Genomic DNA, 24,577 nt, shown 5'->3' with positions numbered 1-24,577 from the left:
CAACCGGTGTGACCGGAACGTCGCCGAGCCGTCACGTTGTGCGATGACTCTCGTTGTTCCGGACGAGACGGGTCCGGCATCCGGCGGACACCACGAGAACCTTCAGGAGCGCACGTGTTCCGACGCCCCAGGGGCCTGCGCGCGGGCTCGGGTCGCGCCGCGACCCTCGCCGTCGCGGTGACCGCCGCACTGGTCAGCGGCCTCTCCGGGACGGCGACCGCCGCCCCCGCCGCCCCGGCCCCCGCGGGAGGGGCGCGCGTCGTCTCCGAGGTCGTCCGAGGCGCCTCGGAGATCGACCTGCAGGTGTTCTCGCCGTCGATGAACGCGACGCTGCCCGTGACGCTGCTCCTGCCGCGCGGCTACGCGAACAGCGCGAACATCCCGACCCTCTACGCGCTGTCGGGCATGGACGAGACCGACGACAAGGCCTGGACGAAGCTGACGGACCTTCCCGCCTTCGCCGCGGCCCACGACGCGCTGGTCGTCCTGCCCCCGACGGCCAAGGGCGGCATGTTCAGCGACTGGTTCGCCGGCGGCCCCCGCTGGGAGACCTTCAACACCGTCGAGCTGCCGAACCTCATCCGCTCGCAGTTCAAGGGCAGCGCCCGCCAGGCCGTCATGGGCCTCTCGCTCGGCGGGCACGCCGCGCTGAAGTACGCGGAGCACCAGCCGGGCCAGTGGGCGGCCGCCGCCTCGTTCTCGGGCATCCCGTTCTCCTCGGCGCCCGGCATCTCCGCGCTGTACCAGAAGTCCATGTCGGACGTGGGCGTCAACCCGGAGCTCCCGTGGGGCGACCCGAACGCGCAGTCCGCGGTCTGGGCGGCGCAGGACCCGGCGACGAACGTGCAGAACCTCCGCAGCACCGCGGTGTTCATCTCGGCCTCGAGCGGGGTTCCCTCGCTGACCGGCGCCGGTGACCCCGCCGTCGCGCAGGTCCTGCAGAACCCGGCCGCGGCGCTGTCCGGGGCCGCGCAGGGCAGCTCGCTGGAGTCCGCCGCGTTCGCCACGTCGGTGCTCTTCGCGCAGAAGGCCAGCGCCTCCGGGGTTCCGGTCACCGCGGACTTCCCGCCCACGGGCGTCCACAACTGGCCGCTGTGGAACCAGGAGTACAAGAAGGCGTGGCCGACGATCGCGGCCGCGCTGGGGATCCCCGCCTGACGACGTCCGCGGCGCTCGCCGGGGCGCCGACCGTCCAGTTCGCCGCACTGCGGCCGGACGACCCCGGCGACGACGACCCGACCGGGTTGGCCGCCGCCGCCGTCATCGCGACGGCGAGCGCGGGTGCGGGTCTGGTCGTCGTCGACGCCACGGTGGTCAACCTCGCGGCACCCGCCCTCGTCGCCGATCTCGGGATCGGCGGCGGGGGCGCGCAGTGGGTCGTCGAGGCCTACACCGTCGTCTTCGCTTCGCTGCTCCTCTCCGCCGGCCGGCTGGGCGACCGTTACGGTCGCCGCCGCTGCCTCGCCGCCGGGGCCATCCTCCTCGCCGGCGCCGGTGCCCTGGCCGCCGCCGCGCCCGGGCCCGCGGTCCTGCTCGTCGCCCGCGCCCTGCAGGGCGCCGGGGCCGCCCTCGTCTTCCCCGCCACACTCTCCGCGCTCGGCGCGACGTTCCGCGGGCCGATCCGCGGCACCGCCTTCGCGCTGTGGGGCGCCACGATCGCCGCGACCGCGGGCATCGGCGCCCTGCTCGGCGGCTGGCTGACCTCCACGCTGGGCTGGCGCGCGGTGTTCGCGGCCTTCGTCCCGGTCGGCGCGGCGATCGCCGTCGCGGCCCGGCTCGCGCTGCCCGAGAGCCGCGAGCCGACCGGGTCGGTGGACCTCGTGGGCGCGCTGCTCTCGGTGCTGGGTGTCGGGGCGGGGGTGCTCGCGCTGGTGCAGGGCCCGGCATGGGGCTGGTGGGTCCCCGGCGTCGCCGCTCCGGCCGGCTGGCCGGTGTCCCCGGTGCCGGTCCTGGTGGTCGTGGCCGTCGGCTGCGTGGCGGCGTTCGCCGTGCGGCAGCGCCGGCTCGCGGCCGCCGGCGCGGTCCCGTTGCTCGCCCCGCGGCTGCTGCGGATCCGGTCCTTCCGAGCGGGGACGGCCGCCGCCTCGGTGATCCACTTCGGCGAGTTCGGCCTGATGTTCGTGCTGCCGTTCTGGTGGCAGGACGTGCTGGGCTGGAGCGCCGCGCAGGCCGCCGTGCTACTGGTGTTCCCGGCAGGGGCGGCCCTCGCCGGCGGGGTGACCACCTCGGTGCTGGTGCGCCGGGTGGGCCCGCGGACGACGGTGCGTGCGGGGCTGGCCTGCGAGGGCGCCGCGGCGGCGGGGCTGGCCGGGGTGGTGTCGACCGGGGCGTCGCCGTTCGCGCTCGGCGCCGCCCTGCTGGTGCTCTACGGGCTCGGGCTGGGGCTGGCGTCGGCGCAGCTCGGGTCGATCGTGCTCGCGGATCTGGCCGGTGACGACGTCGGGGCCGGGTCCGGCGCGATGACGACCGCTCAGCAGGTGGGGGCGGCGTTCGGGGTGGCCGTCCTGGGCGCGGTGACCTTCGCGGCGCCGGCCCTCGCCCACGGCGTCGCGCGGGCCCTCATGCTCACCGCGGTGGCGCTGGCGCTCGCGCTGGTCGCGACGTGGCGGTTGGGCGGTGCGCCGTCCGCCGTCGGGTCGGCCCGTCACCGGGTGCACACGGCGGCGACGGTGGCCTTTCCGGTGCCGGCCGCGTCCGCCGCGGCCGGACGCCATCGGCGCTGAGCCGCCGGGCGCCACCGGCGCTGAGCCTCCGGACGCACTGCCGCTGAGCGGCGCGACCCGGTCCCGGGAGAGGATGGCACGTGTCCCGACCGAGGCCCGCCCTGCTCGTCGCCGCGCTCGCCGCCGTCGCGCTGTTCCTCGCCGGGTGCGGGGCGGACGGGGCCGGCGACCCGTCGGCGTCGTCGTCCGCCGCCCCGTCGTCGGGGGCTCCCTCAGGGGCTCCGTCGTCGGATTCCCCGGCGCCCGACCCGGTCCCGACCGGCGACGTCCACGCCGCACCGAATCCCCTCCCGCCCGGCGCACCGGGCGACCTCGTGCGCACCCAGCCGGTCACGGCCCAGCTGCTCGGTGCCGGGAGTACGACCCTGGTGCTGCACCACTCCCGCAGCGCGACCGGCGCCGACGAGGCCGTCACCGGCACCGTCATCGTGCCGACGGCGCCGTGGACCGGGCCCGGACCGCGGCCCTGGGTCGCGTACGCCCCGGGCAGCCAGGGGCTCGGCGAGCAGTGCGCCCCGTCGCGGCGGCTCGTCGACGGCACCGAGGCCGAGGCGCTGTCCGTCTCGGCGCTGCTCGCGCGCGGGTGGGGCGTCGCGGTCACCGACTACGACGGCTACACCGAGGGCGGGAAGCCGTCCTACGTCGTCGGGCCCGCGATGGCGCACGCGCTGCTCGACGTCTCCCGGGCGGCCCGCGCGGTGCCCGGGAGCGGGATCACGGCGTCGACGCCCTGGGCGGTGGCCGGCTACTCGCAGGGCGGCGCCGCGGCAGCCTGGGCCGCGTCCGCGCAGCCGCAGTACGCGCCCGACGTCCACCTGGTCGGCGCGGCGGCGGGCGGGGTGCCGGCGGATCTCACGGCGGTCGGGCGCGCGCTCGACGGCAAGCCGGGCGCGGGGCTGCTGTTCAGCGCGCTGATCGGGCTCGGGAACGCGTACCTGGACATCGACCTGGACGGGCTGCTCGACGACGCCGGGCGGGCGGGGGCGGCGCGGTTGTCGCAGTCGTGCCTCGGGGACGCGGCGTTCAACGCGGTCGGCGGGGTGCACGTGGCCGACGTGACGAGCGGGCACCAGTCGTTCGCGGCCGTCGCCGCCCGGCCCGAGGTGGCCCGGGCGCTCGCGGCGACGAACCTCATGACGGCGCCGCCCCCGAAGGTGCCGATCCTGCAGTTCCACGCGACGTCCGACGAGCTCGTCCCGTTCGCGCAGGCGTCGGCGCTGCACCGGAGCTGGTGCGCGAAGGGCGTCGACACCCGGCTCGACACCGAGCCCGGCGGGCACAGCGCGGGCGCGCTCCGGGGCGGGGCGACCGCGATCACGTGGCTGGGCGACGCGTTCGCGGGCCGTCCGCTGGCGGGGTCGTGCAATCCGTGACGCTTCAACCGTCAGCGATGCGGCATAGCTGTCGTTGAGCGTCAGCGCTGCCGCATCGCTGACACCGGGTTCGCCCTGAGCGCACACGATCACCTGCAAGCGCTGCAACGGTGTAAGCACGACGGTGTGGACGAGCTCGACTCCTACTCCCGCACCGTGGTCGCCGTCGCGGAGACGGTCGGCCCCGCCGTGGCCGCCCTCGCCGTCGGCGACCCGGAGAACCCGCGCGGCGCGGGCTCCGCGGTCGTCGTGCGCGACCCGGCCGGGGACGGCGCCGTCCTGGTGACCAACGCCCACGTCGTCGCGCGCACCCGTTCCGGCCGCGCCACGTTCGCCGACGGCACCCACGCCGACGTCCGCGTCCTCGGCGCCGACCCGCTCTCCGACCTCGCCGTGCTCGCCGCCCACCCGGACGCCGACACCCCGTCCCCGGTCACCCTGGGCGACGCCGCCGGGCTCCGGGTCGGCCAGCTCGTCGTCGCCGTCGGCAACCCGTTCGGCCTCGCGGGGAGCGTCACCGCGGGCGTCGTCAGCGGCCTGGGCCGGTCGCTGCCCACACGCGACGGGTCCGCGAGCCGCGTCGTCGAGGACGTGATCCAGACCGACGCCGCGCTCAACCCCGGGAACTCGGGCGGCGCGCTGGCCGACGCGTCCGGGAGCGTGATCGGCATCAACACCGCGGTCGCGGGCGTCGGGCTGGGCCTCGCGGTCCCGATCACGACGACGACCCGCGACATCCTCGACGCCCTGCGCCGCGAGGGCCGGGTGCGGCGCGGCTACCTCGGCGTCGTCGGCGCCCCTGCCCCGCTGCCGGTGGACGTGGCGGCGCGGCTCGGCCGGGCGCGGGGTCTGCGGGTGGCCGACGTCGTCGCGGGGAGTCCGGCCGCGCGGGCCGGCCTGCGCGCGGGGGATCTGGTGGTGTCCGCCGACCGCGAGCCCGTCGTCGACGCCCAGGGCCTGCAGCGACGCCTCTTCGCGGGGTCGATCGGGCGCACGCTGCCGGTGACGGTGCTGCGCGGACAGGCCATGGTCGACGTGCTCGCGACGCCGACGGAGCTGGGTGCGTAGGTGCGCTCCGCGCCTGTGAGCACAAATTGACGTCAGGGCATCAATTTGTGCTCACGAGCGCGGAGCGCACCTGGCTTGCCCGCCCGCCCCGGGGATGGCACGGTCGGTCGCCGAACGGACAACTGCACACCGCGGGAGCTCGCGCCAGGAGCGGGCTGAGAGGGCGGCTGGGACGAGGGTCCCGGTGCCGCCGACCGCACGAACCTGACCGGGTAATGCCGGCGTAGGGAGGCTTCGCGCAGCATGAACGCGCCCACGATCACCACCGGCCCGATCGACGGGTCCCACCGGATCCATCTGCCCGGCCCCGACGGGGTCGACGTCGCCGCGCGCCGCGTCGAGCTGACCGACGGCACCCACCTCGACGTCTACGACACCTCCGGGCCGTACACCGACGAGAATCCGGCCGTCGACGTCGAGGCGGGCCTGCCCCGTCGTCGGGAACCGTGGACCGGCACGCGGACCCAGCTCGAGCGGGCCAGCGACGGCGAGACCACCCCGGAGATGCGCTACGTCGCGGTCCGGGAGGGGCTCGACCCCGAACTGGTCCGCACGGAGGTCGCCGCCGGCCGGGCCGTCATCCCCGCGAACCACCACCACCCGGAGTCCGAGCCGATGATCATCGGCAAGGCCTTCGCTGTGAAGATCAACGCGAACATCGGCAACTCGGCGGTCTCCAGTGGGCTCGCCGAGGAGGTCGAGAAGATGGTGTGGGCGACGCGCTGGGGCGCCGACACCGTCATGGACCTCTCGACCGGCGCCGACATCCACGCCACCCGCGAGGGCATCCTGCGCAACTCGCCGGTCCCCATCGGCACGGTGCCGATCTACCAGGCGCTGGAGAAGGTGAACGGCGACCCGGCGTCGCTCACCTGGGAGCTCTACCGCGACACCGTGATCGAGCAGTGCGAGCAGGGCGTCGACTACATGACGGTGCACGCCGGCGTGCTGCTGCGCTACGTCCCGCTGGCCGCGCAGCGGGTCACCGGGATCGTCAGCCGCGGCGGGTCGATCATGGCCGCGTGGTGCCTGGCCCATCACCGTGAGTCGTTCCTCCACGACCACTTCTCCGAGCTCTGCGACATCCTGCGCCGCTACGACGTCACGTTCTCGCTCGGCGACGGGCTGCGGCCGGGATCGATCGCCGACGCGAACGACGAGGCCCAGCTCTCCGAGCTCCGCACGCTCGGCGAGCTGACGCACATCGCCCGGGACAAGGGCGTGCAGGTGATGATCGAGGGCCCGGGCCACGTGCCGATGCACAAGATCGCGGAGAACGTGCGGCTCGAGGAGGAGTGGTGCGGCGACGCGCCGTTCTACACGCTCGGGCCGCTGACCACCGACATCGCGCCGGGCTACGACCACATCACCTCGGCGATCGGCGCCGCGAACATCGCCCAGGCCGGGACGGCGATGCTCTGCTATGTCACGCCCAAGGAGCACCTCGGGCTGCCGAACCGCGACGACGTGAAGACCGGCGTCATCACCTACAAGATCGCCGCGCACGCCGCCGACCTCGCCAAGGGCCACCCGAACGCGCAGGCCCGCGACGACGCGCTGTCGAAGGCCCGGTTCGAGTTCCGCTGGCACGACCAGTTCCGGCTCGCCCTCGACCCGGACACCGCGCGGAGCTTCCACGACGAGACGCTGCCCGCCGAGCCCGCGAAGACCGCGCACTTCTGCTCGATGTGCGGGCCGAAGTTCTGCTCGATGCGGATCAGCCACGACGTGCGCGCCTATGCCGAGGAGCACGGGCTGACCAGCGCCGAGGCGATCGACGCCGGGATGGCGGAGAAGTCGGAGGAGTTCGCCTCGCGCGCCAACCGGGTCTACCTGCCGGTGGCGGGGTCATGACGACGACGGCGGCCGACGCCGGCCGTCGTGGGGAGTCACCCGCCGTCGCGCTGTCGATCGCCGGCACCGACTCCGGCGGTGGCGCGGGCATGACGGCGGACGTGCGCGCGTTCGCGGCGTGCGGCGTGCACGGGGCGGTCGCGGTGACCGCCGTGACCGTGCAGAACTCGCTGGGCGTGAGCGACGTCCACGAGGTGCCGCCGGACGTCGTCGCCGCCCAGATCCGCACGGTCGCGGGCGACATGGGCGTCGACGCCGCGAAGACCGGGATGCTCGCGACGCGGTCGATCATCGAGGCGGTGGTGGCCGCGTGCGACGAGGTGGGGATCGGGGTCACAGGATCGACGCCGTTCGTCGTCGACCCCGTCGCCGCATCCATGTCCGGCAGCCCGCTGCTCGCCGACGACGCGCTCGACGCGGTCCGCACCGAACTGCTTCCGCGCGCGACGCTGGTGACGCCGAACCTCGACGAGATCGCGCTGCTGGTCGGCGTCAAGGTCGTCGACGAGGCCTCGGCGCGGGAAGCCGCCGCCGCGCTGCACGCCCTCGGCGCCGCGGCGGTGCTCGTCAAGGGCGGGCACCTGGAGGCGAGCTCCGGCAGACCGCAGCAGGAGTGCGTGGACCTGCTGTCGGTCGACGGCGAGGTGCACGAGTTCCGGTCGCCGCGCCTGGACCGCCCGCACACCCACGGCGGCGGCGACTCGCTCGCCTCGGCGATCACGGCCGGGCTGGCGCGGGGGATGTCGCTGGTCGACGCGGTGGGGCTCGGCAAGGAGTTCATCACCCGCGCGGTCGAGCACTCCTACCCGCTCGGGGCCGGTCACGGGCCGGTCAGGGCCATGCCCATGTGAACGGATTTGGTCGCCTGGACGACCAAATTCGTTCACATGGGAGCGTGCTCCCCATGGCCGAGACCCCGCCGCGCGCGCTGACGATCGCCGGTTCCGACTCCGGCGGCGCCGCCGGGCTCGAGGCCGACCTCCGGGCGATGACCGCGTGCGGCGTGCACGGGTGCGTGGCGGTCACCGCCGTGACGGTGCAGAACTCGCTCGGCGTCTCGGGCGTGCACCTGGTGCCCCCGGACGTCGTCGCCGCGCAGGTCCGGACCGTGGTCGGCGACATCGGGGTCGGCGCGGCCAAGACCGGGATGCTGGCGACCGCGGAGATCATCTCCGCGGTCGCGGACGTCGTCGACGAGGTCGGGATCGGGCGCGACACGGGTGTGCCGTTCGTCGTCGACCCGGTCGCCGCCTCGATGTACGGCGAGCCGCTGCTGGCCGACGACGCCATGGACGCCATCCGCACCCGGCTCTTCCCCCGCGCCGCGCTGGTGACCCCGAACCTGGACGAGGTCCGGCTGCTCTGCGGGATCACCGTGCGCGACCGCGAGTCCGCCGGGAAGGCCGCCGACGCGCTGCACGACCTCGGCGCGCGCTGGGCGCTGGTCAAGGGCGGCCACCTGCACGGCTCGCCCGAGGTCACCGACCTGCTCTCCGACGGCGAGCGGACGTGGGAGTTCTCCGGGCCACGCATCGACACCCCCCACGTGCACGGCGCCGGCGACGCCCTCGCGAGCGCCACCTGCGCGGGGCTGGCCCGGGGCCTGGAGATGCCCGACGCGGTGGCGTTCGCCGAGCGCTACATCCGCCGGGCGGTCGCCGAGTCCTACCCCCTCGGGGCGGGCACCGGCCCCGTCTCCCCGTTCTGGACGCTGGCCGACTGGGACGAACCGTAGGCTTCCGGACGTGCTGTCGGTCCGGGTGCTGGGCGAGATCCGCGCCGTCCTCGACGGCCGGCCGCTCGACCTCGGCAGCGTCCAGCGCCGCGCGCTGCTGGCCCGGCTCGCGGTGGCCGCGGGTGAGGTCGTGCCCACCGACCGCCTCGTCGACGACCTCTGGTCCGGCGAACCGCCACCCCGCGCGCTCGCCGGACTCCAGGCCCACGTCAGCCACCTGCGCCGCGTCCTCGAACCCGACCGTGCACCACGGACCCCGGCGACGGTGCTGGTCAGCGCGGCCGGCGGCTACGCGCTGCGCGTCGGCGACGGGCTCGACACGGTCCGGGCGGCCGCTCTGCTCGACCGCGCCCGCACCGAGTCGCCCGCGGCCGCGTCGGCGACCCTGCGCGAGGCCCTCGACCTGTTCACCGGCGCGCCGCTGGCCGACGTCGCCGACGCCGGGTGGGCCCGCCCCGAGGTCGAACGGCTGACCGAGCTGCGCCGCACCCTCGTCGAGTCCCGAGCCGCTGCCGAGCTGGCGGAGGACCCGGCGCACGCCGCTCCCGCGCCGGTCCGGGCGGCCGCCGTCGTCGACCTCCTCGCCCCGGCGATCCGCGACGAGCCGTGGCGCGAGGAACCCGTCCGCCTGCTCGCGCTCGCCCGCTACCGGACCGGACGCCAGGCCGAGGCGCTCGCCGCGATCGCCGCGCTGCGCCACCGGCTCGCCGACGAACTCGGCCTCGACCCCTCGCCGGGCCTGGCCGCCCTCGAGCGCCGCATCCTCACCCATGACCCGGATCTGGCCCTCCCGCCCCACGTCAGGAAAGACCCCTTCCAGACCCTGGACGTCCGGATCCCGCCGTTGATCACGACGCCGGAGCACCCCGTCGTCGGCCGCGACGCCGAACTCGACCGGCTGCTCGCCGTCGCCGACCCGCACGGCCCCGGCCGGCTGGTCCTCGTCACCGGGGAGGCCGGCGCGGGGAAGTCGACGCTGGCCGACGCGCTGCGGAGCGCGCTGTCCGGCCGCGGCTGGCAGGCGGTGCGCGGCCGCTGCCCCGAGGTCGACGGCGCCCCGCCGGGCTGGGCGTGGAGCGAGATCGCCGAGGCCCTCGGCGGGGTCACCACGACGGGCGCCGACGACCCCCACCGCGCCTTCCACGCCGGCCGCGCCCTCGTGGCGGCGCTGGAGGCCGCCACCCGGCCGCTCCTCGTCGTGCTCGACGACCTCCACCGCGGCGACGAGGAGACCTGGCGCCTGCTGCGGGTGGTCGCGTCCGCGCAGGTCGGCGGGGTGCTGGTGCTCGCGACGTTCCGGCCCGACGAGGTCGGCGACGACCTGGTCACCACCGTCGCGGCCCTGACGACGGTCACCGCCGAGCGGCTGGAACTCGACGGTCTGGACGCGGCCGCCGTCAGAGCCCTCGTCGCCGGGGAGGGCCTCGAGGTCGACGACGAGGCCGCGGAGCGGATCGCCGCACGGACCGGCGGCAACCCGCTGTTCGTCCGCGAGGTCGCCCGGTTCGCGCTGACGGTCGGGCTCGACGCGGCCCGGCGCACCGTCCCGGCGGGGATCCGCGACGTGCTCTCCCGCCGCGCCGCCCAGCTGCCGGCCGCGGCCGTGTCGGTGCTGCGCCGGGCCGCCGTGCTGGGACGGGACGTCGACGTGTCCGTGCTCGTCGCGCTCGAGGACGGCGACGAGGACCGGGTGCTCGGCGCGTGCGAGGCCGGCGTCGTGACCGGGCTGCTCACCGAGTCCGGTCCCGACGCGGTCCGCTTCGCCCACGACCTCGTCCGCGAGACCCTCTACGACGAGCTCCCCCGCCTGCGCCGTGCCCGCGTGCACGCCGAGGCGCTGACCGTGCTCGAACGCCTCCGTCCCGCCGACCACGCGGCCCTCGCCCGCCACGCGCTCGCCGCCGGCCCGGTGGCCGGGGTGGACCGGGTGCTGGAGCACGTGGAGCGCGCCGCCCGAGACGCCCGGGCAGAGGGGGCGCCGCGCACCGCCGCCGACCTGCTGACCGGGGCTCTCGATCTCGTCCCCCGGACCGATCCCCGCCGTCGACTCGCGATCCGCTGCGCCCTCGCCACCGCGCACTCCCACGCCGGCGCCGGGCTGCCCGCCGTCACACACCGGACCACGGCGCTGGCCGAGGCCGCCGCCGTCGTCGGGAACGGCCCCCTCTCCGACGACGGCCGAGCGGTCCTCGTCGACGCCGCCACCTGCGTCGACGGGCCGGTGACCTTCGCCCTCGCCGAGAACGCCGACGTCGACCGCCCGCTCGTGGACACGATCGAGCGGCTGCTCGCCGAGCCGATCGCCGCGGCCGACCGGGTGCGGCTGCTCGCGGTCCGAGCGTTCGCCTGGCACCCCCGCGAGCCGGCGCGGGCGGTGGCCGACGCCGAGGCCGCCGTCGCGGCCCTCGCCGAGGCCGGGGACGACCCGGACCTGCGCTGCCTCGTCCTCAACGCGCGGTTCTGGACGCTGCTGCGCCCGGACCGGTGGGACGACCTCGATGCGCTCGGGGTCGAACTGCTCGACGCGGCCGAGGCGGCGCGGTCGTGGGGGCACCGGTCGGTCGGGCACCACGCCCGGTTCCTGCACGCCTGCTACCGCGAGGACTTCGGTGCGGCGGGCGAGCACGCGGCTCGGGCGCTCGCCGAGGCCCCGGACGCCCAGCTCGCCTCCACGCTCGGCTGGACCACGATCTTCCGAGCGCTCGAGGCACTCGTGGCGCAGCGCTACGACGAGGCCGAACGGATCTACACGGCCGTCGCGGCGTCGCTCGCCGAGCGAGGCCTCGCGAACGCGTCGGCGCTGGCGATGGTCGGGATGATCGGCGTACGGCACGCGCAGGGTCGGCTGGCCGAGCTCGTCGAGCCGATCGCCGCGGAGTACCGGGTCCGCGGCGCGCTCATCGCGGAGCCCTACACCGCCGCGCTCGTCGCCGCCGGCCGTCCCGACGAGGCCCGGCGCGTCTGGCGGCCCGACCTCACCATCAGCCCGGACTGGTGGTGGCTGATGTGGACCGCGCTGCGCGCCGAGACCGCGGAGGCGCTGGGCGACGACGAGGTGCTGGCCACCTGCCGTCGTGACCTCGCCCCCTGGGAGGGCCACCTCGCCGGGGCGATGAGCGGGACCGCGACGTTGGGCCGCGTGAGGTGCGCTGCGCGCTCGTGAGCACTCTCCGGGGTCATAGCCCCAGAACGTGCTCACGGGCGGCCAGGCCCTGAGGCACCCAGGAGGCGCTTCTCGTGCCGGTACCGCGGCAGCAGGGCCTTCATGAGCAGCACGAGCACGGCCGGCGCGTCCGCGGTCATCCGCGCGAGCTCCTGCGGCGTGGCGACGTCGACGATCCGCGGCAGCGCGTACCGGATGCCCGGCCCGCCGCGCTGCGCGGCCTTCTCCACCGTCGACCACTCCGCCAGCGGCACGTAGCCCAGGATGACCGGGAACATGTCGCGCTCCTCCTCGCTGATGTGCTCGTCGAGCAGGTCCGCGAGGAACGTCAGTCGCTCGGCCAGCGGGTCGACCCGCCCGTCCGCGGCCGCCACCACGAAGGCACCTCGGACGTCGTCGAGCACCGGGTCGAGGGCGGCGTGGTCGTCGGAGAGTGGCGCGAGGTCGATCTCGGCGCCCGCCCGCCGCTCCAGGATCGGCCAGAGGTGGTCGTCCTCGGTCGCGTGGTGGTGGTGGATGTCCCGGCACAGGCCCTCGATCCAGCGGCCGAACACCCGCCGTCGTCGTCCGGTCAGCGGGTCGGAGCCGTCGGCCCAGGCGGTGGCCAGCTCGGCGAGCCGGCGCGCGTCGCGCCGCATGATCCGGTGGGCGATGCGGATGCCGAGCAGGTCGGCGTCGCGGGTCGGGGCGGAGGCGGTGGTGGCGGTCATGGCGGTGTCCTCGTCGGTCGCTGGAGGGTGACGACGACGAGGATGTGCCGGTCCACTTGGCGCGGACTTGGCGCCGACCGACTAGGGCGCCGGCGGAACCGCGAGCTCCCGCACCGGCGACCCGGCCACGAACGCCTCGATGTCCTCGACGGCGTCCGCGTACATCGTCGAGAGCGTCCGTCCGGTCACGTAGCCCAGGTGCGGCGTGAGCACCGTCCGCGGGGCCGAGCGCCACGGCGAGTCGACCGGCAGCGGCTCCGCGCCGTAGACGTCGAGGCCCGCGCCGCCGATCGACCCGGCGTGCAGCACCGCCAGGAGCGCGTCCTCGTCCACGATCGGCCCGCGCGAGGTGTTCACGAGGATCGCGTGCGGGCCCATCCGCTCCAGGTCCTCGCGCCCCACGAGCCCGCGGCTGCCCCGCGAGAGCTTCATGTGGATCGTCACCACGTCCGCCGTCGTGAACAGCTCGTCCTTCGAGACCGGCGTGACGCCCACCGCCCGCGCGTCGTCGGGGTCGAGGTGCCGGCTCCACGCCGCGACGTCCATCCCGAACGCCTGCCCGACGGCCGCGACCGGCCTGCCGATCCCGCCCAGCCCGACGACGCCGAGCCGGTGCCCCTTGAGGTCGCCGCCGACGGTCTCCTGCCAGCCGCCGTCGCGCAGCCGCCGGTCCTCCTCGGGGACGTGGCGCAGCGTCGCGAGGACGAGCGCCCACGTCATCTCCACGGTCGCGGCGTTGTCGAGCACGCCGCCGGTCCCGCAGACGGTGACGCCGAGGCGGTGCGCCGCCGCGACGTCGATGGCCGCGTTCGCCGGGCCCGTCGTCACCAGCAGGCGCAGGTTCGGCAGCCGCTCGAGGACCTCGGCGGGTAACGCGGTGCGCTCGCGCATGACGACGAGCACGTCGAACGGCTCGAGCGCGGCCACGACGTCGTGCGGACCGCCGAGGTGGTGGTGGAACGTCGTGACCCCGGCCGCCAGGCGACCCCAGTCAGCGCTGGTCCGGGCCACCCGCTGGTAGTCGTCCAGGATCGCGACGTTCCGGACCTCGGGCACCTCGGACGACCTCCTCCGGTTGGACGGCGCCGCTACGACACCTGCGCAGCGGTGTGCCCGGGTGGGTGCTCGGGCACACACTCGGGCGTGTCCTCTCTCGCCCTGCCCGGCCCCCGGCTGCTCCTCTACGCCGAGCGCCCACGCCGCCGCCTGCTGCAGATGATCACCGATCTCGCCGTCGCGGTCTGGGTCGTCCTCGTGGTCACGGCCGCGATCGCCCTGCACGACACCGTGCTCGCGCTCCAGGCTCCCGGGCGGGGCCTGACCAGCGCCGGCGACCAGGTGCGGGGGGTGTTCGCCGGGGCCGCGCGCGCCGCGGACGGGGTGCCGCTGGTCGGCGACCGGCTCTCGGGGGCGTTCACCCCCGGCACCGACGCCGGCGGCGCCCTGGCCGACGCCGGGCGGGCCCAGGTGGAGGCGGTCGCGGCCATCGCGACGGGGGTCGCGTGGCTCGTCGTCGCCGTGGCCGCCGTGCCGGTGGTCACGACGTGGTTCGCGCTGCGGCTGCGCTGGGTGCTCAAGGTGCGACAGGCGCTGGCCGCGCGGGACCTCGACGTGGACCTGCTCGCGCTCCGGGCACTCGTCCGCGGGGATCCGGGACGGGTGCGCCGCGCGGCGGGCCCGGACGGCGACCCCGCCGGGGCCTGGCGCCGGGGTGAGCCCCGCATGCTGCTCCGGCTGGCCGATCTGGAGCTGCGGCGGATGGGCCTGCGAGGCGCGACCTCCGTCACCAGCAGCGCCCGGTCAATCACTCGATCGGACCCTCCGGGAGACGCGTGACACGGGGGCCGTCACCTCCGGGACCACCCCGTACGTCCTACCCTGCACCCGTCCGGTAGGGCAGCTCGGGCGATACGGGAGGGTGGTGACGTGGTCTCCGTGGGCTCCGGCAGGACGAGCACGGCGCGCGCCTCGATCGCGCGTCGCCTCGACGGCGCACGCACCCGGGTGACGGGGTTCGTCGCCCGGCAGTACCTGGCCTGGCGCAGCCGGCGAGGTCTCGACCCGCTCAGCCTCATCCCGGACTACGCGCTGATGCCGCTGCGCCGCGACGGCCTCGACCCGGTCCCCGCGCTGCGCGAGGCCCGCGAGGACCACCCGGTGCGCGACTTCCCGCTGCCGTTCGGGGTCAAGGCGTGGCTGGTCACCGGCCACGCGGAGGCGCGGGAGATCCTCGGCCGCTCCAGCGGGCTGTCCACCGACTTCGGGCACCTCGTCGGGTCGGCGGGCATCAAGTCCGGCCAGAACCCCGGCGGTCTCGGGTTCACCGACCCGCCCGAGCACACCCGGCTCCGCCGGCTGCTGACCCCGGAGTTCACCGGCCGGCGGCTCTCGCGGCTGGGCCCGCGGATCGCCGAGATCGTCGAGGGACGTCTCGACGCGATGGCCGAGCTGCACGCGGCGGGCGAGGAGATCGACCTCGTCCGCGACTTCGCCACCCCCATCCCGTCGCTGACGATCTGCGAGCTGCTCGGCATCCCCTACGACGAGCGCGACGAGTTCCAGGCGCTCTCGACGGCGCGGTTCGACCTGCTCGGCGGCGCCGCGTCCTCGGCGTTCGACAAGATCTCCGAGTCGCTGGACTACCTGCGCGGGGTCGTGGAGCGCCAGCGCGCCGAGCCCGGCGACGGCCTGCTCGGGATGCTGATCCGGGAGCACGGCGAGGAGCTGGACACCGACGAGCTCGCCGAGCTCGCCGACGGTCTGCTCACCGGCGGGCTGGAGACCTCGGCGTCGATGCTGGCGCTGGGCGCGGTGCTCCTGCTGCGCGACGAGTCGGTGGCGGCCATGGTGCGCGACGAGCCCGAGTCGGTGCCCGGCTTCGTCGAGGAGCTGCTGCGCTACCTGACCGTCGTGCAGATCGCGTTCCCCCGGTTCGCGACCCAGGACATGGTGGTCGGCGGCGTCGCGATCGCCGAAGGCGACGCGCTGCTGGTCTCGCTCTCCGGCGCCGACCGCGACCCGCGCCTCACCCCCGACCCCGAGGTGTTCGACCCGCGACGGCCGCCGTCGCCCCATCTCGCGTTCGGGCACGGCATCCACCGCTGCATCGGCGCCGAGCTGGCCCGCATGGAGCTGCGCACGGCGTACCCGGCCCTGCTGCAGCGGTTCCCGAAGCTCGCGTTCGCGGCCGACGAGCGGACGCTGCCACTGCGGACGACGTCGGTCGTGTACGGGGTCGACGCGCTGCCCGTCACGCTGGGCTGATCGCGCCGTGAGTGATCGCCGGGTCAGCCGCGACATCGTCGTCGACGCCCCGCCGTCCGCCGTGTTCGCCGTTCTCGCCGACCCGCGCGAGCACGGCCGGTTCGACGGCTCCGGCACGGTCCGCTCCGCGATCGCGGGCCCCGACCGGCTCTCGCGCGGCGCCCGCTTCGGCATGTCGATGCGCCTCGGGGTGCCGTACACGATCAACAACGAGGTCGTGGAGTTCGACGAGGACCGCCGCATCGCCTGGCGCCACGTCGGCCACCACCGCTGGCGCTACGAGCTGGAGCCGGTCGACGAGGATTCGACGAGGGTCACCGAGACCTTCGACTGGTCGACCGCCCGCGTCCCGAAGCTCCTCGAACTGCTCCGCTACCCGGCGACCAATGCCCGCGGGATCGAGGCGACGCTGCCGCGGCTCAAGGCCCACGTCGAGGGTCGGGAAAGGTCCTGACGATGCCGTACGCGCCGGTGAACGGGCTGTCGCTCTACTACGAGGAGCACGGGTCCGGAGGGGTCCCGCTGCTGCTGGTGCCGGGCGGGCACCTGACGATCGACCTGAACTACGACGACGTCCTGCCCGCGCTGAGTTCCCGACGACGAGTGGTGGCGGTCGAGCAGCAGGGTCACGGCCGGACGGCCGACGTCGACCGGACGCCGACGTTGCCGAACCTCGCCGACGACCTCGTCGGGCTCCTCGACCACCTGGGGCTCGAGCGGGTCGACGTCCTGGGGTTCAGCCTCGGCGGGCTCGCGGCCATGGACGCGGCGATCCGGTACCCCGACCGGTTCGAGCGGTTCGTCTTCGGCTCCGGCCACGTGCGCCCGGACGGCTACCACCCCGAGATCTTCGATCCGTCGCGCTGGGCGACCTCCACCCGGATGCCGACCGCCGAGGACTTCGCCGCCATGCAGCGCGAGCACGAGCGGCTGGCCCCGCCCGGTGACGCCGGCCTCGATGCCTTCATGGCGAAGCTGCAGCCGACGATCCAGGGGTTCACCGGCTGGTCGGACGAGGAGCTGGCGCGGGTCAGGGCGCGGACGCTGATCATGATCGCCGACCACGACTTCGTGGCCGTCGAGCACGCCGCCCTGGAACTGGAGCTCATCCCGGACGCGCGGCTCGCCGTCATCCCGAACGCGACGCACAACGGCCTGCTGCACCGCGCCGACGTCGTGCTGCCGATCCTGGAGGACTTCCTGGCGCGCTGAGCCGAGCTGTCAGCGATGCGGCGTCGCTGACACTCAACGTCAGCGACGCCGCATCGCTGACAACGCTCGCGATCTACTCCACCGCCGGTGACGACGCCTGCGCCCAGTACCGCCGCGGGATCCGGCCCGCCCCGCGCGCGAGCCGTCCCGACTCCACGGCCAGCCGCATCGCCGTCGCCATCGCCTCCGGGTCGGACGCCCGCGTCACGGCCGTCGCGAGCAGGACCGCGTCGCACCCGAGCTCCATCGCGAGCGCCGCCTCCGACGCGGTCCCGATCCCGGCGTCGAGCACCACCGGGACCGGCCGTCCCGACTCCGCCGTGGCCGCGACGATCATCGCGATGTTGTGCGGGTTCCGGATGCCGAGCCCCGTCCCGATCGGCGACCCGAGCGGCATCACCGCGGCGCACCCGGCGTCGACGAGCTTCGAGGCCAGCACCGGGTCGTCGTTGGTATAGGGCAGCACGGTGAACCCGTCGTCGACGAGCTGCTCGGCGGCGTCGAGGAGCTCGATCGGGTCGGGCAGCAGCGTGCGGTCGTCCGCGATGACCTCGAGCTTGACCAGGTCGGTCCCCAGCGCCTCGCGGGCCATCCGCGCCGTGAGCACGGCCTCGGCGGCCGTGCGGCAGCCCGCGGTGTTGGGCAGCGCCTCGATCCCGAGCCGCTCCAGCAGCGCGAGCACGCCGGGCCCGCCGCCGGCGTCGAGCCGGCGCATCGCCACCGTCGTCAGGGCCGTCCCCGACGCCACGAGCGCCCGCTCGAGCACGGACATGTTCGCCGCGCCCCCGGTTCCCATGATCAGGCGCGAGCCGATCTCCCGGCCGCCGATCACCAGTGGATCGCCCACAGAACTCAGCCTCCCTGCACCGCGGTGAGCACCTCGACGACGGCGCCCTCGCGCACCGGTGTCGACGCCCACGCCGTCCGCGGCACCACCTCGCCGGACACCGCGACCGCAACTCCGCGCTCGGGGACGCCGTGCGCGGCGAGCACGTCGGCGAGGGTCGCGTCGGAGGAGACCGGCGTGACGACGCCGTTGACCAGCACGTTCATGAGGACACCTCCAGAGCGGTGAGCCGTGAGGCCGACGCCGCGAGCGACTCGTCCGGCACCGGACGACCGGCCAGCAGGGCGCCGACCACGTCGGCGGTCAGGGCGGTGAGCAGGATGCCGTTGCGGCCGTGGCCGAAGCACGCGACCAGCCCCTCCGGCGCGCCCGGGACGGCCCCGAGCACGGGCAGGTTGTCGGCGGTGCCCGGCCGGAACGACGCCGAGGACTCCTCGAGCGCGTAGTCCGCGATCCCCGGCATCACGCGCTCGGTGTCGGCGAGCAGGTCGCGCACCCCGCCGACGGTGACGTCGCCGTCGAACCCGACCTCGTACTGCGTCGCGCCCAGCACCAGCCGCCCGCCGTCGCGCGGCACCGCGTACACCGCGCGCCCGGCCACGGCGGCCCGCACGGTCCGCGTCGGGGGCGGTAGCGAGCCGGCCCGGGCCCGCACCCGCAGGATCTCGCCCTTCACCGGACGGACCAGCCCGTCCAGAGCCGGGTGCAACGACGCCGACCAGGCGCCCGCCGCGACGACCACCCGGCCGGCCGCGAGCACCTCCCCCGAGGCCAGCTCGACCCCGGACACCGCACCACCGGACTCGGCCACCCGCACGGCCGGTTCGGTCCGCACGACGACGCCCACCCGCTCGGCCGCCGCCCGCAGCGCGGCGAGCAGGAGCCGGTTGTCGACGGCGAGGTCGTCCGGCACGGCAAGCCCCGCCCGGACGGCGGGTCCGAGGGTGGGTTCGGCACGACGGGTCTCGCGGCCGGTCAGGCGCTCGGCGTCACGTCCCCAGGCGCGCAGGTGCTCGACGATGCGGTCGAGATCCTCGCGGTCGGCGGCGTCGACGACGACCGAGAGCGTGCCCTCCCGGCGCAGGCCCACGGAGCGGCCGGACGCGTGTTCGACGGCGTCGGCGAACGCGGGCCAGCGCGCCAGTGAGGCGGCGCCCAGCTCGAGCACCTCACGCTCGCCGGGCCAGGCCTCGGTGATCGGGGCGAGCATGCCGCCCGCCACCCACGACGCCCCGGAGGCGGGCTCGGGGTCGACGAGCACGACCTCGTCGGCGAGGCGGTCACGCCCGGCGACCCAGGCCGCCGTCGTACCGACGGCTCCGGCGCCGAGGACGACGACTCGGTCGGTCATGGTGGTTCCCTCCCTGCGCCGGCATGATCCGGATCAGGTTCGACGGTCGGGACCCTGGCGCACACGTGCGCCGTCCCCTCTCAGCCCGGCCGCTCCGGGCTCCCGTGGTGGTGCTCGCCCGCCACCTTACGCGCTAGCGTCGGCCGCGATGACCGTTTCGACGCCCACCCAGGACGACCTCGGCACCCGCCGTCGGGAGCGGTTGGCCCGGGCCCGGCTCTACGTGTGCACGGATGCCCGCTCCGGGCGCGGGGACCTCGCCGAGTTCGCCGACGCGGCGCTGCGCGGCGGCGTGGACCTGCTGCAACTGCGCGAGAAGGGCATGGAGGCGCGCGACGAGCTGGCGGCGCTCGAGGTGCTCGCGGACGCCTGCCGTCGCCATGGCGCGCTGCTCGCCGTCAACGACCGCGCCGACGTCGCACTCGCGGCGGGCGCCGACGTGCTGCACCTCGGCCAGGACGACCTCCCGGTGGAGTACGCGCGGCGGATCCTCGGCGACGACGTGCTGCTCGGACGCTCCACCCACGACGTGGACCAGGCGCTCGCCGGCGCCGTCGAACCGGGTGTCGACTACTTCTGCACCGGCCCCTGCTGGCCGACGCCGACGAAGCCGGGGCGTCCGGCCCCGGGCCTCGACCTGGTGCGGGCCACCGCGGCAGCGGCGCCGGAGCGGCCCTGGTTCGCGATCGGGGGGATCGACCACGACCGGCTCCCGGAGGTGGTGGCCGCCGGGGCGACCCGGGCGGTCGTCGTGCGGGCCGTCACGGAGGCCGAGGATCCGGAGGCGGCGGCGCGGTCGCTCGTAGGTGCGCTGCCGCGCTCGTGAGCACAAATTGACGCTATGACGTCAATTTGTGCTCACAAGCGCGGAGCGCACCTAGGGCGTCGAGCTGTTCGTCTGGCCCTGGAAGCGCGGCAGCAGCGAGCCGACGATCCCGCCGTTGTTGCTCTGCTGCTGGCTGCTGGAGGACCGCGGCGAGGACGTCTGCGAGGAGTTCGACCCGGTCTGGTTTCCGTTGTCCTGGTTCGAGCCGCTCTCCTGGGTCGACGAGGTCGTCGTCGTGGGTTGGGAGCTGTCGGAGTTCTCGGTCGTCGGGGTCGCGCTCGTCGTCGCGGTCCCGGTCGACTGCCCGAAGATCGAGCCGACCGAGGTGCCCGAGCTCCCCCCCGAGAGCGGGTGCCCCGCCGCCGACTCGACCGCGAAGCTCGCGAGCAGCGCGATGACGAAGATGCTGGCCGCGACGCCGCCGAGGGTCAGCCACGTCTTCAGCGAGATCTTCCTGCGCGGGTGGGTCTCGACGGCGCCGGCGAGCTGCGTCGGGTCGTCGTCGGGGCCGGCGCCGAGGTAGGCCGTGACCGCGTCGCCCGCGGGCGGCAGCGGCACGCCCGGGGGCGGCGTGACCATGCCCGGCGGCATGGGGACGCGGCGCGTGGCGTCGGCGGGCCCGGTGCCGCGCGGCGGCGTCCCGGGCGGCAACGGCCGACCGTCGGGGCCGCGGGGCGGGCCGCCGTCGGGCGTGCGGGCGTCGGGGATGCGCCGTGTCGGGTCCGCGGTCGGCGGCACCGGGCGGCCCGACGCGTCGAGCCGCGTGGTGACCGTGCGCCCGCCGGCACGGAGCTGCTGCGGTCCGCCGGGCTGGGGGCTCGCGCCGGGCGGCGGATTCGCACCCGGCGACGGGGTCGCGCCCGGCTGTGGGCTGCCGGGCTGCGGCTTGCCGGCCTGCTGCGGGTTCGCGGCCTGCTGCGGCGTCCCGATCTGACGGCGTCCGGGGGCGAGCCCGCCGTCGGGAAGACGGTGGGTGGGCAACGGCGCCGCGCCCGGGCGGTTGGGCGGTCCGACGGGGCCGGGCGGCCGGCCCCCGGGGGGCGCGCCCGGCCCGGCCTGGCGTCCGACGCCGCCCGCGACCCGCGTCGGGGCACCCGAGTCGCCGGTGACCTTGGCGACGGCGTTCGCAACCTTGGTCCCCGCCGCCGCGTTGACCACGAGACGGTCCTTCACCGCGTCCCGGGTCTTCTCCAGTGAGCGCTGGTAGAGGGCACCGCCGACCGTCGAGATGATCGAGGCGACGGCGGCACCACCGATGGTGCCGACGACGCCCATGAACGACCCGAGGATCGCCGCCGTCGCCGCCGCCAGAGCACTGGCGACGATCTGCGGGATCGTCAGGCCGGAGGACGAACTCGTCGTCGAGTCGTCGGGCGGCGGCGTGGCGCCACCACCGGTCGTCCTCATCGCGGTCTGTGCCATGGCTCCCAGGGCTCGTGTCACATCGGGGTCGTGCGGGCCGGATGTCGGGCAGCAGGCAGCGCCCGCTTTCGAGAATCCACCATCCAGGACGTCGGACAGACTGCCAGTGTTCTCCTCCCGTGAGAACGTTCACCCCCTCCGGGGACGCGGTCGAGGCGCCCCGGATGAGTCCGTTGCTCCGGACGGGTCATCGCGCCGGGTACGTCGCACGCGAGGATGATCTGGGCCATGTCCTGGAGCACGTTCGTCGCCGTGGGCGACAGCTTCACCGAGGGTGTCGGGGACGTCGACCCGCGGACCGGCGCCGAGCGCGGCTGGGCCGATCGGGTGGCGGAGGCGCTCGCGGTCCGGTCACCCGACCTGCGCTACGCCAACCTCGCCGTGCGGGGCCAGCTGCTCGACCAGATCGTCGCCGGTCAGGTCGAACGGGCGCGGGCGATGGCGCCGGATCTCGTGAGCCTCTGCGCCGCGGGCAACGACCTGCTGCGCCCCTCCGCCCGGCCCGCGGATCTGGCCCACCGCTTCGAGCAGGCGGTCGTCCGGCTCACCGAGGGCGGGACCGCCGTGCTCGTCTTCACCGGGTTCAACACGCGGGCCACTCCCGTCGTCGACCTCGTGGGCCGCCGGCTCGCGACGATGAACCAGCACATCCGCGACATCGCGGAACGCCGGGGCGCGCTGCTGGTGGATCTCTGGGCGATGGACACGCTCACCGACCCGCGGGCGCGCGCGGACGACCGGCTGCACCTCAACGCCGAGGGCCACCGTCGCGTCGCGGCCCGGGTCCTGGAGGTGCTCGGCGTGCCGACCGACGACGACTGGCGCGACCCGTGGCCCCCGCTCGACCCCACGCCGTGGGTCCGCCGCCGCGAGGAGGACCTGCGCTGGGCGCGGGAGCACCTGCTGCCGTGGGTGGGCCGGCGGGTGCAGGGGCGGAGCACGGGCGACGGCCGGCCCCCGAAGCGCCCGGAGCCCGTGCCGGTGCGCTGATCCCCCGGTCGGAGTGTCAGCGATGCGGCACCGCAGACGTCCAGTGTCCGCGATGCGGCAGCGCTGACACTGGACGTCAGCAGCTCCACATCCTCAGGCCGGCCCCTGGACCGAGTCGGAGGTCTGCTCGTCCGGCACGAACCCGCCGTCGACCGGGTGGCGCGGTCCCGGGTGCCCGGCCGGCAGCGCCGAGCGCACCAGCGGCCACGACCCCAGCGCGCAGATGATCACCAGCGGCCACGTCAGCACCAGCTGCGCGACCCCCAGCGCCACGACCTGGTCGGAGAACCACAACGGCAGCATCACCACGATCCGCACCAGGTACTGCGCGGCCCACAGCCAGCTCGCCCGGCAGTAGCCGCGCACCAGGTCAGGGTCGTTGCGCCACGCCCGCGGCCGGCCCAGGGCGGCGCTCACGACGAGCCCGAGCAGCGGCCAGCGGATCGCGATCGAGACCACCCAGGCCGCGAAGCTCCCGGCGTTGGCGAGGATCCGGGGCAGGAAGAAGTCCTCGGCGCGGCCGGTGTAGAGCGCGATCAGGGTGGCGACGACCGCGATCAGGAGACCGACCGACGCCGCTCCGGGCCGCTCCCCGCCGCGCCAGCGGAGCACCGCGATCACCAGCGCGACGACGACCGCCCCGAGCCCGCCGACCAGGATCGGCTCCGGCCACGACAGCGCCTGACCCACGAGCCACACGACGACGAACGCCACGGTCGGCAGCACGGCGTCGGCCATCTGGCGGCCGGTGCCCGCGAGGATCTCGAGGAGGGGGTCGTCCCGACGCCGCAACCGCACGGGATCCACCCTAGGTGAGGGCAACCTGACCCGAGGACCGCGTCAGGGGCTACGGACTCGTCGCCGGCGCGAACCCCAGGCGCATCATCTCGGCCCGGAACTCCGGCGAGGGCGTGGACGGCGTCGAGACGTCCACGAGCAGGCCGTTCGGGTCGGTCACCAGCATGCGGCGCCGGCCGTAGAACTGGTCGCGCGGCGGCGCCACGACGGGGATGCCCTGCCGGCGGGCCTGGACGTGCAGCGCGTCGACGTCGTCGACGACGAAGGTGAGGACGATGCCCGCCGGGTCCGCGCGGTACGGCGGCGGCACCATCTCGTGACCGACCGCCCAGATGCCGAGCTCGCAGACCGGCTCGCCGTCGACCTCCGGCGTGGTCGCGAGCGCCACGTAGTAGTCGCTGTCGAAGGTGACCTCGAAGCCCAGCAGACCGACGTAGAAGTCGCGGGTCTCCGGCAGGCGGTCGGACAGGATGGTCGAGTACGCGCGCTGCATCACCATCGGAGCCTCCTCGCGGGTCGGACCCATCATGGGCGATGCCCCCATGGAGACCGACCGGCAGGGGTCACGACACGCTCTCGGCGCCCACCTGGTCCAGCGCCTCGACGACCCGTGACCCGACGGACACCCGGATCACCGCCCAGCACGCCTCGGTGAGCTGCGCGCCGAGCGCCCCGACGTCGGCCCCGTGGGGCTCGTCGAGCCAGTGCGCCGCGGCGGCGTCGACCATCCCGACGACGCCGTACGCGAGCGGGTGCGCCCGCTCCGGCGGGATCTCCGCGCCGAGCGAGCCGTCGACGAGCATCTGCGCCACGTGCGCGGACACCACGCCGCGGACGTTGGTGCTCGCGGACTCCGACTCCTCGCTCGAGGGCAGCGAGTTGCGCTTGAGGTAGTGGTAGACGTTCGCGTGCTCGGAGAGCCACCGCAGGTGCGCGGAGATCGCGCGCTCGAGCATCTCGCGCGGCTTCCCGGACGGGCGCCACACCGGCTCCAGCTCGGTGACCAGCCGCTCGACGCTGCGGGCGGCGATGGCCGCCTGCAGGTCGTCCTTGCCGTCGAAGTGCCGGTAGAGCCCGGGGCGGGAGACGCCGGCCTGGGTCGCGATCTGCTCGGTGGTGACCTCGGGTCCGTGCTCCTCGATCGCGACCACCGCGGCGTCGACCAGCTCGAGACGACGGGCCTCGCGATGGCCCGCCCAGCGTCGCGTCCTGCCGTCCATGGTCCTGCCAGGGTGCACCGC

23 protein-coding genes are annotated in these 24,577 nt (G+C 75.3%); 14 read left to right on the top strand and 9 right to left on the bottom strand.

Annotated elements, in window-relative coordinates; all coding sequences use genetic code 11:
- The first annotated feature begins 114 nt into the window (after positions 1–114).
- From LQ327_RS12125 to LQ327_RS12090, 8 genes are all read left to right on the top strand, one after another.
- Positions 115–1,158 carry an alpha/beta hydrolase gene (locus tag LQ327_RS12125; protein ID WP_230733729.1) on the top strand — a complete coding sequence of 348 codons (1,044 nt, stop codon included), beginning with the start codon at positions 115–117 and terminating at the stop codon, positions 1,156–1,158.
- Positions 1,119–2,723: an MFS transporter gene (locus LQ327_RS12120; protein WP_230733728.1), complete on the top strand. Its 1,605-nt coding sequence runs from the start codon at positions 1,119–1,121 to the stop codon at positions 2,721–2,723. Before LQ327_RS12125 ends, LQ327_RS12120 begins: the two co-directional genes overlap by 40 nt.
- A gap of 80 nt (positions 2,724–2,803) precedes the next feature.
- On the top strand, positions 2,804–4,096 hold the full coding sequence (locus LQ327_RS12115; protein WP_230733726.1) for a lipase family protein: 1,293 nt from the start codon (positions 2,804–2,806) through the stop codon (positions 4,094–4,096).
- 126 nt (positions 4,097–4,222) lie between these two features.
- Positions 4,223–5,164, top strand: a complete 942-nt coding sequence (locus LQ327_RS12110) for a S1C family serine protease (RefSeq protein WP_230733724.1) — start codon at positions 4,223–4,225, stop codon at positions 5,162–5,164.
- A gap of 243 nt (positions 5,165–5,407) precedes the next feature.
- Complete coding sequence (thiC, locus tag LQ327_RS12105; protein ID WP_230733722.1) at positions 5,408–7,018, top strand: phosphomethylpyrimidine synthase ThiC; 1,611 nt, start codon at positions 5,408–5,410, stop codon at positions 7,016–7,018.
- Entirely contained in the window at positions 7,015–7,869 is an 855-nt protein-coding gene (gene thiD / locus LQ327_RS12100; RefSeq protein WP_230733720.1) for a bifunctional hydroxymethylpyrimidine kinase/phosphomethylpyrimidine kinase, read from the top strand. Before thiC ends, thiD (LQ327_RS12100) begins: the two co-directional genes overlap by 4 nt.
- A gap of 53 nt (positions 7,870–7,922) precedes the next feature.
- Positions 7,923–8,753, top strand: a complete 831-nt coding sequence (gene thiD / locus LQ327_RS12095) for a bifunctional hydroxymethylpyrimidine kinase/phosphomethylpyrimidine kinase (RefSeq protein ID WP_230733718.1) — start codon at positions 7,923–7,925, stop codon at positions 8,751–8,753.
- A gap of 10 nt (positions 8,754–8,763) precedes the next feature.
- Positions 8,764–11,916, top strand: a complete 3,153-nt coding sequence (locus LQ327_RS12090; protein ID WP_230733716.1) for an ATP-binding protein — start codon at positions 8,764–8,766, stop codon at positions 11,914–11,916.
- Between the two features lie 32 nt (positions 11,917–11,948).
- On the opposite strand, the gene LQ327_RS12085 is transcribed toward LQ327_RS12090, so the two are convergent.
- Positions 11,949–12,626, bottom strand: coding sequence for a hemerythrin domain-containing protein (locus LQ327_RS12085; RefSeq protein ID WP_230733714.1), 678 nt, complete (start codon positions 12,624–12,626; stop codon positions 11,949–11,951).
- A gap of 81 nt (positions 12,627–12,707) precedes the next feature.
- Entirely contained in the window at positions 12,708–13,682 is a 975-nt protein-coding gene (locus tag LQ327_RS12080) for a D-2-hydroxyacid dehydrogenase family protein (protein WP_230733711.1), read from the bottom strand.
- A gap of 87 nt (positions 13,683–13,769) precedes the next feature.
- Between LQ327_RS12080 and LQ327_RS12075 the strand changes: the two genes are divergently transcribed.
- From LQ327_RS12075 to LQ327_RS12060, 4 genes are all read left to right on the top strand, one after another.
- Positions 13,770–14,462: a hypothetical protein gene (locus LQ327_RS12075; protein ID WP_230733709.1), complete on the top strand. Its 693-nt coding sequence runs from the start codon at positions 13,770–13,772 to the stop codon at positions 14,460–14,462.
- A gap of 168 nt (positions 14,463–14,630) precedes the next feature.
- Entirely contained in the window at positions 14,631–15,890 is a 1,260-nt protein-coding gene (locus LQ327_RS12070) for a cytochrome P450 (RefSeq protein ID WP_372460673.1), read from the top strand.
- Positions 15,891–15,897: 7 nt separating this feature from the next.
- Positions 15,898–16,344, top strand: a complete 447-nt coding sequence (locus tag LQ327_RS12065; protein WP_230733700.1) for an SRPBCC family protein — start codon at positions 15,898–15,900, stop codon at positions 16,342–16,344.
- A gap of 2 nt (positions 16,345–16,346) precedes the next feature.
- A complete protein-coding gene (locus tag LQ327_RS12060; RefSeq protein WP_230733698.1) occupies positions 16,347–17,102 on the top strand; it encodes an alpha/beta fold hydrolase in 756 nt (251 codons plus the stop codon).
- A gap of 73 nt (positions 17,103–17,175) precedes the next feature.
- Here the strand turns inward: LQ327_RS12060 and LQ327_RS12055 are convergent, their stop codons facing one another.
- From LQ327_RS12055 to thiO, 3 genes are read right to left on the bottom strand one after another with little or no spacing between them, the layout of a single operon-like run.
- The gene (locus LQ327_RS12055) at positions 17,176–17,949 is read right to left on the bottom strand and encodes a thiazole synthase (RefSeq protein WP_308286296.1); all 774 of its coding nucleotides are present in this window, start codon (positions 17,947–17,949) and stop codon (positions 17,176–17,178) included.
- 5 nt (positions 17,950–17,954) lie between these two features.
- Entirely contained in the window at positions 17,955–18,155 is a 201-nt protein-coding gene (gene thiS, locus LQ327_RS12050) for a sulfur carrier protein ThiS (protein WP_230733696.1), read from the bottom strand.
- On the bottom strand, positions 18,152–19,300 hold the full coding sequence (gene thiO, locus LQ327_RS12045; protein ID WP_230733694.1) for a glycine oxidase ThiO: 1,149 nt from the start codon (positions 19,298–19,300) through the stop codon (positions 18,152–18,154). Before thiO ends, thiS begins: the two co-directional genes overlap by 4 nt.
- Positions 19,301–19,448: 148 nt before the next feature.
- Here thiO and thiE point away from each other — a divergent pair, with 148 nt between their 5' ends.
- Positions 19,449–20,126, top strand: coding sequence for a thiamine phosphate synthase (thiE, locus tag LQ327_RS12040; RefSeq protein WP_230733692.1), 678 nt, complete (start codon positions 19,449–19,451; stop codon positions 20,124–20,126).
- A gap of 51 nt (positions 20,127–20,177) precedes the next feature.
- Here the strand turns inward: thiE and LQ327_RS12035 are convergent, their stop codons facing one another.
- Entirely contained in the window at positions 20,178–21,548 is a 1,371-nt protein-coding gene (locus LQ327_RS12035) for a hypothetical protein (protein WP_230733690.1), read from the bottom strand.
- Positions 21,549–21,776: 228 nt separating this feature from the next.
- Here LQ327_RS12035 and LQ327_RS12030 point away from each other — a divergent pair, with 228 nt between their 5' ends.
- Positions 21,777–22,538, top strand: coding sequence for an SGNH/GDSL hydrolase family protein (locus LQ327_RS12030; protein ID WP_230733689.1), 762 nt, complete (start codon positions 21,777–21,779; stop codon positions 22,536–22,538).
- A 93-nt stretch (positions 22,539–22,631) separates the two neighbouring features.
- Here the strand turns inward: LQ327_RS12030 and LQ327_RS12025 are convergent, their stop codons facing one another.
- The 3 genes from LQ327_RS12025 to LQ327_RS12015 all read right to left on the bottom strand — a co-directional run bounded on the left by LQ327_RS12025 (position 22,632) and on the right by LQ327_RS12015 (position 24,556).
- Positions 22,632–23,336 (bottom strand): DUF3159 domain-containing protein, encoded by a 705-nt coding sequence (locus LQ327_RS12025; protein WP_230733687.1) that lies wholly within the window; start codon positions 23,334–23,336, stop codon positions 22,632–22,634.
- Between the two features lie 49 nt (positions 23,337–23,385).
- The gene (locus LQ327_RS12020) at positions 23,386–23,835 is read right to left on the bottom strand and encodes a VOC family protein (protein ID WP_230733685.1); all 450 of its coding nucleotides are present in this window, start codon (positions 23,833–23,835) and stop codon (positions 23,386–23,388) included.
- A gap of 64 nt (positions 23,836–23,899) precedes the next feature.
- On the bottom strand, positions 23,900–24,556 hold the full coding sequence (locus LQ327_RS12015; protein WP_230733683.1) for a TetR/AcrR family transcriptional regulator: 657 nt from the start codon (positions 24,554–24,556) through the stop codon (positions 23,900–23,902).
- Between the last annotated feature and the right edge of the window lie 21 nt (positions 24,557–24,577).

The sequence above is a fragment of the Actinomycetospora endophytica genome (assembly GCF_021026375.1).
Lineage (GTDB): Bacteria > Actinomycetota > Actinomycetes > Mycobacteriales > Pseudonocardiaceae > Actinomycetospora > Actinomycetospora endophytica.
The sequence above is the reverse complement of the archived record's forward strand: the minus strand, read 5'-3'. Positions and strand labels throughout refer to the sequence as shown.

Bases quoted from the DNA above. Each gene is read 5' to 3' on its own strand.
- thiC (WP_230733722.1), top strand. From the start codon at position 5,408: ATGAACGCGCCCACGATCACCACCGGCCCGATCGACGGGTCCCACCGG.
- thiD (WP_230733720.1), top strand. From the start codon at position 7,015: ATGACGACGACGGCGGCCGACGCCGGCCGTCGTGGGGAGTCACCCGCC.
- thiD (WP_230733718.1), top strand. From the start codon at position 7,923: ATGGCCGAGACCCCGCCGCGCGCGCTGACGATCGCCGGTTCCGACTCC.
- LQ327_RS12085 (WP_230733714.1), bottom strand. From the start codon at position 12,626: ATGACCGCCACCACCGCCTCCGCCCCGACCCGCGACGCCGACCTGCTC.
- LQ327_RS12060 (WP_230733698.1), top strand. From the start codon at position 16,347: ATGCCGTACGCGCCGGTGAACGGGCTGTCGCTCTACTACGAGGAGCAC.
- thiS (WP_230733696.1), bottom strand. From the start codon at position 18,155: ATGAACGTGCTGGTCAACGGCGTCGTCACGCCGGTCTCCTCCGACGCG.
- thiO (WP_230733694.1), bottom strand. From the start codon at position 19,300: ATGACCGACCGAGTCGTCGTCCTCGGCGCCGGAGCCGTCGGTACGACG.
- thiE (WP_230733692.1), top strand. From the start codon at position 19,449: ATGACCGTTTCGACGCCCACCCAGGACGACCTCGGCACCCGCCGTCGG.
- LQ327_RS12035 (WP_230733690.1), bottom strand. From the start codon at position 21,548: ATGGCACAGACCGCGATGAGGACGACCGGTGGTGGCGCCACGCCGCCG.
- LQ327_RS12030 (WP_230733689.1), top strand. From the start codon at position 21,777: ATGTCCTGGAGCACGTTCGTCGCCGTGGGCGACAGCTTCACCGAGGGT.
- LQ327_RS12020 (WP_230733685.1), bottom strand. From the start codon at position 23,835: ATGGTGATGCAGCGCGCGTACTCGACCATCCTGTCCGACCGCCTGCCG.
- LQ327_RS12015 (WP_230733683.1), bottom strand. From the start codon at position 24,556: ATGGACGGCAGGACGCGACGCTGGGCGGGCCATCGCGAGGCCCGTCGT.